Source organism: Acinetobacter sp. LMB-5 (assembly GCF_001541635.1).
GTDB classification, from domain to species: domain Bacteria; phylum Pseudomonadota; class Gammaproteobacteria; order Pseudomonadales; family Moraxellaceae; genus Acinetobacter; species Acinetobacter pittii.
The window spans coordinates 58,022-69,469 of record NZ_LRDR01000015.1 but is presented as its reverse complement, the minus strand read 5'-3'; the positions used below and the strand labels follow the sequence as shown (position 1 = coordinate 69,469).

Genomic DNA, 11,448 nt, shown 5'->3' with positions numbered 1-11,448 from the left:
ACCCGCAGTATCAATCGTTGCAGTTAAACTTGATGGGGCAGTTTTATCGTCAGCCAAAATTGTTTGAATTGTTGATTTATTACCAGCTAAATCTTCGGCAGAAATAGTAAGATTTTCACCATTTAAATAAGCTTTATCTAGTATGACTGTATATTTTCCATCATTATCAGACTTTGCAGTACCAATGATTTTTCCAGATAAATCTTTGACGGTGACAGTTGAATTAGCCTCTGTCAAACCTGTAATAGTTTTACCATTAGAAGAAATAGCATATGCTAAAGTAGGAGCCGTAATATCAGAAGCGATAAGCTCTTGTTTAACTGTACTATTACCAGCAGCATCTTGAGCAGAAACTTTTAGTGTTTCACCATTAATGTACGCTTTATCCAAATTAATTAAGAATGTCCCATCTGCTCCAGCTTTAGCAGAACCGATCACTTGGCCAGCTATATTTTCAACTGTAACAGTTGCACCAGCTTCTGTTAAACCAGTTACCGTTTTACCATCTTTCGACAATATTTTAGTTAAACTTGCTGGAGGAGTCCGATCTGAAGGTGCTGAGCTATCACCACCACTTGATGCTGCTACCGCAATACCACCAATTGCGATCGCAGCGCCACCCCATAACATTGCTTGTGAATCCAATAAACTCTTTTCTTTTAAAACTTCGTCCTTTTCAACTTTCCCCTCAGCCTCAGAATTATTTACTACTTGCTGACTAGAAACTTGCTCTATGAACTGATTATTTGGACTAATACTATATGATTCAGCTTGAATTACCTCACCACTTTTAAGAGTAATTTCAAAACCATTTCCAGTATCTTTTACACTTTGAACTAAAGAAGCATCTAAAGTAATTTTTTGACCATTTTTAATAAAAGTAAGTATGTTTTGCATTTTTGTAAAAACCTATTTATAACGCAAAAAATTTACCACAAAAAATAATAAAATCCATAAAAATTCATAATAATAATTTTATTAATCGATATAATTTACCTCACCAAGACTATATTTAATTAGCACAATAATTTGATCTTAATTTTAATAATTTCTAAAGCTACACTAGCTTTCATGGCTTAAAACAAAAGTAAATGATGATAGAAGAAAGGCAAAACCATAATATTATTTTAAAAACTTTTATGGAAATGCTTGAGAAGCGGATCGTTGGGAGTTAAAAATCTTTGTTTTTTAATTTATTGAGCTCAAACATTGCATTTTTATATTCAAGGTATGCCTTTTCACTAATTAGAACCACAGCATCTTTCTCTTTTCGTGTAATTTTTACGGCGTAACCTAACAGCACTCTTTCCATGACCTTTGAAAATTGTGATCTTGCATTGGCATAATTAATTTGTTCCATAATATTAGCCCTTCTCAGATAAAAGAAAGCCACTTCTGATATTAAAGTGGCTGGGATTACATTAAAAATTGTATCGACCTAATAAATTGATTCGGGATAGTTTCCCTTCTAAATCTGAAAATGTTTCTCTCTTTCCATAGGTGTATTCAACACCAAGATCGACTTTCTCAACAGGCGTCCAAAATAAATTGACGCTCGCATTGATTAGCCTTTTATTTTGATCAGGGTTATTTTCTGAAAAATTTGAATCTTTATAGATAAGACTACCAGCAGACAAAGAAGAGCGTAAATTTTCATTCCATTTACGCATATACCCTAACTCAATAGAATCAAATTCACTTAAATACATTCGATTTTTATCAAAGTAGAAAGCATCATTATCTTTTGAATAAAGCATGTAACGGTTATCGCCAGCTATGTGATAGTAATTAAACACAACTGAGTCATTTTCAGAAAGCTTATACTTTGTACCTAATCCAGCACCCCAAGCAAGTTTAGTTTGCTCTTCATTCGTGTCAGAAACTGCTCGATTTTCATGAAGCATGCCATGTAATTGAACCAAAAAATCTGGATTTTTAAATTCATATCGCATGGTTAATGCAGGAAAACGGCTTCCACCTTCTACATTTTTATTTTCAACATCCCCGCCTTCCAAAGCGACTAATAATTTTTGTTTGGCGTCAACGATGTGCTGATAACGGACCTGTACATTACGCTGAGTTCCTGTGCCCATCGCACCTGTAAAATCAACCAAACTTGGAGCAGTATCACTATTCACAAAAGGTGAAGTGGTTTGGCCAATTAGCCAGTTTCCTAGTGAAATATAAGCGTGTCTAACCCGAACCGAACCATTACCGTTATCTCCACCACTTCCCATGAAGTCGGCTTCTAGCTTTCCAACCAAATCTCCTTTCGAGGTCGGCTTAACGATATCCACCCTACACGTGAAGTCGCAGCAGAGACATTTAATGATTTACTTGTTGAGTTTGAATTGCTTAATGGTATTGCCCCTGTTTTATTCGCAATTGAACGCGTTGAACCTTCAAAATCATATGCAGCATCAACACGTATATTTCCATAAAATTTAATTTTAGTCTGATCAGTCGAAACAGGCTTGTCAGTGTTTGATGTTTTGTTTTGACTCAATTCAGGTGCTTTATTCAATCCGTTATTTCGATTTAAGTTCTGCCTCTCCATGAGATAATCTATTTGCTGTTGTAATTTAATTATTTTTTCATTTAGCGCTGAGTTATCTTCGCTTTCAGCTTTGGCTTGCTGCAAAGTCATACTCATTAATAATGATAAAGAAATTATCCCTTTATATTTCATGTCTTTTTCCTTTAGACGAAATCACATAGACCGAATTGAAATTTCCTATTTTTCAATCAGTAAAATAATGATTATTGAATTAACTTTAGATAGGCTAACGAAGCTCAATCATTGACTTCGCTAGTTCCCTTTGTGTTTGAATGGTTTTGAATAACCTTATTCGGGTAATTCACATCCCTTTTGTTTTAAGCTGTTAATCACCCAACTACGATCATTTTCACCTACGGCGATTTGCTCTAATTGCTTTTGTTCAGCAGCATGTTTGGCGCTTGCTTTCAGATAAACTTCTTCAACTTCCGCATAAGGCACGCTTAAAAGCCCATCTTCATCACCTAAAATCAAGTCTCCAGGTTCAACCACCATTCCATTAATCGCGATAGGAACATTAATTTCCCCAGGTCCGTCTTTATAAGGTCCTCGATGTGAAATTCCTGCCGCAAAAAGTGGAAAATCTCCCTCTCCAATGACAACCGAATCACGAATAGCGCCATTAATAACGATGCCGGCTATACCTTTCTTAATGGCATAAGCAACCATCATCTCTCCAATTAATGCATTGGTTAGATCGCCACCAGCATCAACCACAATGACGTCTCCCGGCTGGGCGATATCAATAGCATAGTGCAACATCAAGTTGTCACCCGGACGAACCTTAACTGTAATGGCAGGCCCACAAAGATATCCCTTTTTATGCATTGGTCTTAATTGAGCCCCACCTGAAGTCATTCGATTCATTGAGTCACTGACATTAGCGACTGGTAGATCTCGATATTGCTCAATCCATTTTTGCTCAACTTTTCTGTCGTTTTTTAGCACTCTAAAACCAATTGCCATAACTTTTCCCTTAGATCAGTTTTCTTGTGCAAATTAATATGACAGCATTTTTTTGAAATGTCATTTCATTTTTAATTAAATTTAAACTAAAATTTACTCGATTTTTAAATATAATTTTTACTATTGACTATTTTTTTGAAATGACGTTTTAATAATGTGGATTGTTAAGGACGTATTTTGCTCAAAATACTTAAATGGAGTGTAAGTCAAAATGAAACGTAAAGTTCTTATCACGGGGCCAACATTAACTTCAGATGCGTTACTGTATGCTCAGTCCCATGATATTCAGTTGATTCCAACTGAACCCTACATGGCAAAAGATGAAATGGAAAAACTCATCCATGATGAACAACCTGATGCAATCATTGTTCGAACAGGCAAACTTTCTAGAGATATGATTTTTGCTTCTGATAATTTAAAAGTGATTGCAAAACATGGTGTTGGGTTTGACACAATCGACACTCAAGCTGCTGCTGAACGAAAAATTCCTGTCACTATTGCAGTAGGCGCAAATGCACAATCTGTCGCCGAACACGCTTTTGCACTCATGTTTAATGTTGCTCGACAAGTCACATGGTTAGACCAACGTATCCGAGAAGGTCATTGGGACAAAGCAAGTGCAAATGGCGTGGAGTTATATGGTAAAACACTGGGCTTAATTGGTTTAGGGGCAATCGGTAGCATACTCATGAAGTTAGTGGCTCCCTTAAACATGAAAGTAAAAGTATATGATCCGTTTTTACAAAATTTGCCAGAGCTCGATTATGTAGAAAAGGAACACGACTTTGAAAAACTTTTAGAAACCAGTGACATTATTAGCCTACACTGCCCACTTACAGCAGAGAACAGACACTTATTTTCTCATGCCCAATTTGAAAAGATGAAACGCTCAAGCATCTTAATCAATACAGCACGTGGTGAATTAATTGATCAGGTAGCATTAGTTGATGCACTAAAAAATAATAAAATTGCTGGTGCAGGTTTAGATACCTTTTCTTCAGAACCACCAGAAAAAGATAATCCACTATGGGAATTACCTAATCTAGTTGTAACTCCTCACATAGGAGCAAACACAACAGATTCACGTAATCGCGTCGGTCTTTTAGCACTTGAACAGATTGTGAGTATTTGGAATGGCCAATTACTAAACCCACGAGCTATCGCTAACTGGAAGTTACTTAATAGCTAATCATGGAACTCAATTGTTTCTAAGCTTTTAGATGCGAGAACAATTAAAATACTGAATATAAAAAAGGATTTTTTTATGTCTACAGAATACTCTCAACCGAGTGCGATTGAACGCGAAACGATGCGCAAGGTGGCGTGGCGATTATTGCCTTTTTTAACAATTTGTTATGTCATCGCTATTATTGATCGTGGCAATATTGGTATGGCTTCATTACAAATGAATGAAGACCTTGGATTAACAGCTACTGCTTTTGGTTTTGCCAGTAGCTTATTTTTCTTTGCATATTTTCTATTTGAAGTACCCAGCAACCTCGCCATGCAAAAATTTGGAGCAAAAGTATGGATTGCCCGAATTATGGTGACGTGGGGGGTAATATCATCCGCAACTGCATTCGTTGAAAGCTCCACATCATTATATATTATGCGGTTCTTACTCGGCGCTGCCGAAGCAGGCTTTTTCCCTGGTGTCATTTTATATTTAACCTATTGGTTGCCTGCTAATTATAGAGCCAGAATGGTCGCAATATTTATGGTGGCGATTCCGGGTGCAAACTTTATCGGTTCACCATTATCTGGGCTTTTATTATCCCTAGATGGTTGGTTAGGCATGCGTGGATGGCATTGGCTATTTATTTTAGAAGGCATTCCTGCTGTTTTACTGGGTATCGCCTGCCTATTTGTTCTCACTGATCGACCAGAACAAGCAAAATGGCTCAATAGCGAACAAAAAGCTTGGTTAGTTGAAAGATTACAGTTTGAACGCCAACAAAAAACCCCAATTGGCCATATTTCACTATGGCAACTTTTAAGGAATAAATATATTTGGTCTATGATCATTATTTATTCTGGTGCTTCTGCTGCTGGAAGTACAATGAGTGTTTGGGCACCACAATTAATTAAATCATTCGGTTTAAGCAATGTAGAAATTGGTTTAGTAAATGCGATTCCTTATGGCTTAGCTTCTATTGCAATGATTTTTTGGGGTCGTAGTTCTGATCGTAAAAATGAACGCCGTTGGCATACAGCAATCACACTATTGATGATCTCTTTTGGTTTATTAATTGCTTTGTTCACGTCTTCACTTATTGGCACAATCTTTTTACTCAGTGTCGTATTAATTGGTGCTTATTCTATGAAAGGACCTTTCTGGGCTTTAGCATCCTCATGGATGTCACCGACTACAACGGCGGCAGGACTAGCAGCCATTGGCGCATGCGCTAACCTGATTGGTGGCGGCATGATGGTGAATATCTATGGCGCAATTCATGATGCAACAGGAAGCCACGCTATTGCCTTACTTCCACTTGCAGCCTTAAATCTCGTGTCGGCTATCATGGTTTTCATTATGTCTAGAAAGAAAGCTGTTTTGTTTAGCCAACCACAAAGTACTTCATAAACAACATACATAAAAAGGGGCTAACGATTTAGCCCCTTTTTATATCTACAATATTAGAATTAATTACGAATACTCTTACCACCTAAACTTTTCGTTAAATCATCTGCAATTTTGAAGAAAAAATCCCCCACAGATTTTGCAATTTCCGCAGTAAAACGACTTGATGGCCCTGAAACGACTAATGCTCCAACTACATCATTTTGAGCGTCAAACACTGGCAATGCCATTGAAGCAGCATGTGGTTCCGTTACACCCGTTGAATAAAAAGGTTCAGTTCTTGCTAAAACTTGTTCGTGTGTTGATCGCAATGCTTGAGCGCCTGCTGCTCCATCCATTGGTCGAACTTCGCCCGGCTGAATATGAACACGCAGTCGATGGGTAGAGTTCACTCTGTATTGGCAAAGACGATATGCCCCATGTTTAACGTAAAATGAAGCAGTTTCACCAGTTTCATCAACAAGTTGCTGTAAACACGGAACCACATGCCTCTCTAGATCTAAAGCATCTTGATAAATTGTGTTTAAACGCATAACTTCGCTGGCAAGCGTATATCTGCCATCCGAAAGACGGTTAACAAAACCAAAATCTTCTAGCGAAACGATTAAGCGCATGATGGTTGCTTTATTTAATTCTGTTCGTTCTGCGAGTTCTGCTAGGGTTAAAGATTTATCACCTATTCTAAAAGCAGTTAACAAAGTTAAAAGGCGATCAGCCGATGCATTTCCGCTTGTTGCCGGGTGAGGTTTAATTTTAACCATGTTTTTCCTACAATAGCTTGATATCAATTTTAATGTATTGAATTAGGTTTTTAACTTTACCATATTTCTTATATTTTAATTCTATCTCTCGACAGCAACTTCTTTCATTTATCAAAGTAGTTAAAATATGAAGTATAGCCTCATTATTAGTAGGCTTTACCACTAACAATGAGACCTATATTAATTTCCCTATTAAGCCCCCTATTACGCTTCTAGCTTTTTGTCTTTACTACTTGAATAGATAAAATATAAAGCAATCCCTAGGCAGATTAGCGCTCCTAATCGATACGGTGAAAAAGGGAGCATTTCATTACCAAACCAGCCAAAGTTATCAATCAAGATACTCATCAAAAGTTGCCCAAAAATTACAGCTACCGTAGCAACCGCGGCTCCGATTCTTTGCACGGCCAGTACCATAATGACAATATAAGGCACTCCACACATAGCACCCAACAACTGCCATTTGGGAACATCTAACAAGGTTAAGGTTTGTTTTGGTTCAAAGTAAAAAATAAGGAGTGCAGTAATTAGAGCACCGACTGAGAAAGTCAAAAAAGCACTACGAAATACACCAACCTTAGTTCCAAGTTGACCATTAATTACAGCTTGCACACTCAGTAAAGCACCACCAATGACGGCGAGAAGGATCATTAAAATTGTCATGCGGGTCTCCTATGCTTTTGCGACAAGTACAAGTGCAGCAACAATAAAGATGAGTGCCAAAATTCGTTTACGGTCTACCTTTCGGTGTGGAGTCCCCAACAAACCATAGTGGTCGATGATCAGGCTTTTAGACACCTGACCCGCTAAAATGCCTATCATGGTCATGGCAATACCGATAACTGGAGTAGTAATGGTCAAAATAATGACGTAAGCAGGACCCAAAACCCCACCCAGTAATTGCCAAGATGGAAGTGTAAAAAATGAAGGACTATTACGTGGACTAAAAAACAACATGAGTAAAAAGGTAAGTGCTGCACCCACGCCAAAAATACTAAACGTGGCCCATAACTCACCTACTTCCTTTCCTAACGGCCCTAAAAGCCCTGCTTCGACCGACAGCCCCATTCCCCCTAAAATGGTTAGGAGTAGTAATAGAATTTGCATCTACATTGCCTCATCTGTATCTAGGCAACGAATACTAAGGTAGCCAATTCATCAGAAAAACAGCATAATTCATGAATCACTTTTGCAAAAATTGCACAAATGAATTTAACAAATTCGATTGATATCCGCACGCTTCGCTTCTTTATTAGTGTTTATAATGCTCAAAACTTCTCGAATGTAGCACGTAAAGAAGACGTATCTGCATCTATGATTTCTCGAACCATCCAACAGCTTGAAGATGCGTTGGGACAGCAACTTTTCTACCGAAATACGCGAGCAATTACACCGACCGAATCGGGCAAATTATTTTTTGAATATGCAAAAAGAATTACTGAACAATTTGATGAAGCTCAAAAGGCATTGCAAGATAAAACCATAGAACCATCCGGACTCGTCCGAATTAATGCCCCTGTGTTTTTTGGTCAACGGCATATTGCGCCGTGGTTAGCGGGTTTATCAGAACGTTATCCAAGACTTTTAATCGAGCTAATACAAACCGATGAATTTATAGATCCGTTACGCGAAAGCACAGATTTAATATTTAGGATTGGAACGCTGACTGATTCATCATTTCATGCACGTATTTTTGGTATACAAAAGTATCATTTAGCAGCATCTCCTCGGTATGTTGCCAAATATGGTGTTCTTGATCAGCCGAAAGAGCTCAATCAGCACAAATGCCTAGTCTATAAAGGTTTTGAAGGTCCTAACCGCTGGTTAGTGAGAAAGCCTGATAAAGAATGGGTACATTATCCAATTACCCCCTTACTTTCATCGAATAATGCCGAGAGCTTAATGACAGCTGCGCTTCATGGTATGGGGATTGTTTTATTTCCTGATTGGCTGATTGGCGAAGCTTTAAAACAAGGTGATTTAATAAAGCTTTTACCTGAATATGAAGTCGCGATTAAATCACAACCCCAGCATATCGCAGCCATTTATCCAAATGTCCGTCATCCACCACTCAACATTAGAGCAGTGATAGATTATTTTGCTGAAATCTATGGAGACACACCGTATTGGCAGAATTAATTTTTTAAATAGAGTAAAAGAGATCAATTAACTGGTCTTTTTATATATAAAATCACTCATAAAAAAAACACAGAAGTAAGTCATTTATATTCTATATAATAGCTGTTGCCATCAGAACTGTTGAAAACCATATTTAAAGTAGGGTAAATAAATTCACCTCTTAACAAAATATATTCAACTTTAGTTCTCTGAACTCTAGATGAATGATTGATTCTATTAGTATTTTCCTCTGTATAGTTTGCCTGTGCCCTTGTTTCTTTTCCTTGGTAATCAATAATTGTAATGTCTTTTAGCATTTATATGCTCCAATTTAATTAGACATATTATGCTTAACAAATTTTTTATACTATCAATATTTTGTAGGCAACTAATTTAAATTAATTTTTAAAATTTAATCATCTGTACATTGAGAAAATTTATATATGTGTGCTTTATGTACCCCTACTTGAAATTGAGATAGGATAATTTCAAGTTTTAAAGGATAAGACTCAACAGGTTACATATAATTGATTTTATTTACGAAATATACAGTCGAAATAAAGTCCATTTCTATGACATATCAACACATATCAGTCTTAAAACAACCGTAATGTAAAGTGATTTAAAGCGTAGTATGAACTTTCCCTAGTGAAGATAAGAAGATAAAAATGTCAGGTTTTAAAAGTTTTTCTCAAAATACAACTAACAACGCTAATATCATTAAAGCTCAAATGAATAAGCATTCTGCAACACAACCACCTACCGAAACTCAACCATCAGAAGTTCCTGGCACCGTAAAAGATCTGCCAGAGAATAATGATCAACCTGATCCAAATAACAAATAATTTCTTTTTAACAGTGCCTTGGAAGTTATTTTGAGGTCCTGCTACTATTAAGAATAAATTAGTGCACTGATTTATTATACTATTAACTACTTTTATCAATTTGATTTGTTTAGTTATTTAAGAAATTGCAGCCATTCATTCCAGAAAATTGATATGACTAGTCTCTTAGATATGAGGGGCTTTTTTAATTGTATTTCTAATTAACCAGTACTTACCCACTCATTAAAAAGAGCACCTCAGTGCTCTCTCATCCTTATTGATTTTTGTATAAGGCAAAATTTATTGCCCTTTCATATGCCTGTTCCTGTAACTCCGTATATACATAAAAGTGCTGTTCTGCTTTGGTAACAGGATTAATAAGTTTTATTGGTTCATAACTATGAGTATTTAAATCATTAGGATCAACATCAAAAGCTTCTAATTGCTGCTCTCTCCATTCTCCACTTAGTACACCACCTACACAAAGCCATTTCGTTGTATTGTCTGACATATCTAATCCATATTTTGGAGGTGTTTACATACCATAACACGCCGTTCTTTGAGCTGTATTATTTTTTTCATGACAAAAAAATCGATCATCTAATTAAATGACTTCTTTAGTAAAGTAACTTTAGGATCCATCACAACAAAAAAGCCCTCCATTAGAGGGCTAGATTCAAAGCTACTTAAGTAAACTTACAATATTGGTCCAACCCATCTTATGGGCCAAATCTAAAGGAGTCATTGATTGATTATTTATTTCCAACTTATTCGTATTCAATCTTAAAAGTTCTTGAACAAATAAATAATTACCCGCTATAACTTCACGATGTAATAATTGATTACCACTTTCATCTTTTTCAGTAATGATTGTACGATCTGTATTTATAATATTTATGAACTGATCCAAAATATTCTTACACATGGGATGTTCGTCTAGATTTTCGGGACAATTTTTCTGGTCATAAACTAGAAAAATTTCATCAGGATTACCAAAATCAATCCCCCACGCCTCGTCATATTCTTTACGACCTGATGTATTTAAAGTCTTACGATATTCTTGAATCGTAAACGCACCATGAACAGTGCCATTAGATAAGAACATCCAATCGACTATAGACTCAAATTGAAGCCTTACTGTTTCACCAGCTTGCACATTATCAATAATATAAGGTTCGTTTAACAAAGTTCCTGAAATTATACTGCCATCAAAATCAACTTGATCAATCCACATATACTCAATTAAAGGTTGATTTTTATCTTCAAGGTTTTCTTGGATAAATGCACATTTCACATAAGCCAGTTCTAAAGCTGGAACAATCCGTCGATATTCCCAATAAAGTTCACGCCAAAAATATTTAAATGTACTTATAGCACTCTCAAAAGCTAGAATCATTTCTGGAGATTCATTTTTATGCAATTTATTCATATAACCCATATTACAGTTAATTAATATTAAACTTTCTTATAATAACACTATGATAAATTTAAATATCTTTAAATTTCTTAACTATGACACCAATGTTCAAAGATAAAAAGACCAAGACTAAATAAAAGTAAGCCTCTTGAACCGTAAGAAGTTCGGCAAATTAAAATTACCTTTAAAAAAACCCACCGAAGTGGGTTCAATTGCAATCTGTA

Annotated in this window: 12 protein-coding genes and 1 pseudogene; 3 read left to right on the top strand and 10 right to left on the bottom strand. The window is 36.2% G+C overall.

Annotated elements, in window-relative coordinates; all coding sequences use genetic code 11:
- The 4 genes and pseudogenes from AW165_RS16990 to AW165_RS16975 all read right to left on the bottom strand — a co-directional run.
- Positions 1-897, bottom strand: an 897-nt coding sequence (locus AW165_RS16990) for an Ig-like domain-containing protein (protein WP_228138763.1), incomplete at its 3' end; no start/stop codon positions are given.
- A 274-nt stretch (positions 898-1,171) separates the two neighbouring features.
- Complete coding sequence (locus AW165_RS16985) at positions 1,172-1,360, bottom strand: type II toxin-antitoxin system Phd/YefM family antitoxin (RefSeq protein ID WP_000435195.1); 189 nt, start codon at positions 1,358-1,360, stop codon at positions 1,172-1,174.
- Between the two features lie 61 nt (positions 1,361-1,421).
- Positions 1,422-2,689 (bottom strand): annotated as a pseudogene (locus tag AW165_RS16980) (DcaP family trimeric outer membrane transporter).
- 156 nt (positions 2,690-2,845) lie between these two features.
- Positions 2,846-3,523 (bottom strand): RraA family protein, encoded by a 678-nt coding sequence (locus AW165_RS16975; protein WP_060466517.1) that lies wholly within the window; start codon positions 3,521-3,523, stop codon positions 2,846-2,848.
- 211 nt (positions 3,524-3,734) lie between these two features.
- Here AW165_RS16975 and AW165_RS16970 point away from each other — a divergent pair, with 211 nt between their 5' ends.
- Together AW165_RS16970 and AW165_RS16965 are read left to right on the top strand one after the other, a co-directional pair.
- On the top strand, positions 3,735-4,712 hold the full coding sequence (locus AW165_RS16970) for a hydroxyacid dehydrogenase (RefSeq protein WP_060466516.1): 978 nt from the start codon (positions 3,735-3,737) through the stop codon (positions 4,710-4,712).
- 75 nt (positions 4,713-4,787) lie between these two features.
- A complete protein-coding gene (locus AW165_RS16965; protein WP_060466515.1) occupies positions 4,788-6,107 on the top strand; it encodes an MFS transporter in 1,320 nt (439 codons plus the stop codon).
- Between the two features lie 59 nt (positions 6,108-6,166).
- On the opposite strand, the gene AW165_RS16960 is transcribed toward AW165_RS16965, so the two are convergent.
- The 3 genes from AW165_RS16960 to AW165_RS16950 form a co-directional block, all read right to left on the bottom strand.
- Positions 6,167-6,865 carry an IclR family transcriptional regulator gene (locus AW165_RS16960; RefSeq protein WP_002113797.1) on the bottom strand — a complete coding sequence of 233 codons (699 nt, stop codon included), beginning with the start codon at positions 6,863-6,865 and terminating at the stop codon, positions 6,167-6,169.
- A gap of 204 nt (positions 6,866-7,069) precedes the next feature.
- Complete coding sequence (locus AW165_RS16955) at positions 7,070-7,528, bottom strand: DMT family transporter (protein ID WP_060466514.1); 459 nt, start codon at positions 7,526-7,528, stop codon at positions 7,070-7,072.
- 9 nt (positions 7,529-7,537) lie between these two features.
- Entirely contained in the window at positions 7,538-7,972 is a 435-nt protein-coding gene (locus AW165_RS16950; RefSeq protein ID WP_032063377.1) for a DMT family transporter, read from the bottom strand.
- A gap of 99 nt (positions 7,973-8,071) precedes the next feature.
- Between AW165_RS16950 and AW165_RS16945 the strand changes: the two genes are divergently transcribed.
- Positions 8,072-9,004, top strand: coding sequence for a LysR family transcriptional regulator (locus AW165_RS16945; RefSeq protein ID WP_060466513.1), 933 nt, complete (start codon positions 8,072-8,074; stop codon positions 9,002-9,004).
- Positions 9,005-9,084: 80 nt separating this feature from the next.
- On the opposite strand, the gene AW165_RS16940 is transcribed toward AW165_RS16945, so the two are convergent.
- The 3 genes from AW165_RS16940 to AW165_RS16930 form a co-directional block, all read right to left on the bottom strand.
- Positions 9,085-9,300 carry a hypothetical protein gene (locus AW165_RS16940; RefSeq protein WP_017481069.1) on the bottom strand — a complete coding sequence of 72 codons (216 nt, stop codon included), beginning with the start codon at positions 9,298-9,300 and terminating at the stop codon, positions 9,085-9,087.
- A 781-nt stretch (positions 9,301-10,081) separates the two neighbouring features.
- A complete protein-coding gene (locus AW165_RS16935; RefSeq protein ID WP_060466512.1) occupies positions 10,082-10,318 on the bottom strand; it encodes a hypothetical protein in 237 nt (78 codons plus the stop codon).
- Positions 10,319-10,489: 171 nt separating this feature from the next.
- Positions 10,490-11,203, bottom strand: a complete 714-nt coding sequence (locus AW165_RS16930) for a DUF2314 domain-containing protein (protein ID WP_081410707.1) — start codon at positions 11,201-11,203, stop codon at positions 10,490-10,492.
- Positions 11,204-11,448 lie beyond the last annotated feature (245 nt).

Bases quoted from the DNA above. Each gene is read 5' to 3' on its own strand.
- AW165_RS16985 (WP_000435195.1), bottom strand. From the start codon at position 1,360: ATGGAACAAATTAATTATGCCAATGCAAGATCACAATTTTCAAAGGTC.
- AW165_RS16975 (WP_060466517.1), bottom strand. From the start codon at position 3,523: ATGGCAATTGGTTTTAGAGTGCTAAAAAACGACAGAAAAGTTGAGCAA.
- AW165_RS16970 (WP_060466516.1), top strand. From the start codon at position 3,735: ATGAAACGTAAAGTTCTTATCACGGGGCCAACATTAACTTCAGATGCG.
- AW165_RS16965 (WP_060466515.1), top strand. From the start codon at position 4,788: ATGTCTACAGAATACTCTCAACCGAGTGCGATTGAACGCGAAACGATG.
- AW165_RS16960 (WP_002113797.1), bottom strand. From the start codon at position 6,865: ATGGTTAAAATTAAACCTCACCCGGCAACAAGCGGAAATGCATCGGCT.
- AW165_RS16955 (WP_060466514.1), bottom strand. From the start codon at position 7,528: ATGACAATTTTAATGATCCTTCTCGCCGTCATTGGTGGTGCTTTACTG.
- AW165_RS16950 (WP_032063377.1), bottom strand. From the start codon at position 7,972: ATGCAAATTCTATTACTACTCCTAACCATTTTAGGGGGAATGGGGCTG.
- AW165_RS16945 (WP_060466513.1), top strand. From the start codon at position 8,072: ATGAATTTAACAAATTCGATTGATATCCGCACGCTTCGCTTCTTTATT.
- AW165_RS16940 (WP_017481069.1), bottom strand. From the start codon at position 9,300: ATGCTAAAAGACATTACAATTATTGATTACCAAGGAAAAGAAACAAGG.
- AW165_RS16935 (WP_060466512.1), bottom strand. From the start codon at position 10,318: ATGTCAGACAATACAACGAAATGGCTTTGTGTAGGTGGTGTACTAAGT.
- AW165_RS16930 (WP_081410707.1), bottom strand. From the start codon at position 11,203: ATGATTCTAGCTTTTGAGAGTGCTATAAGTACATTTAAATATTTTTGG.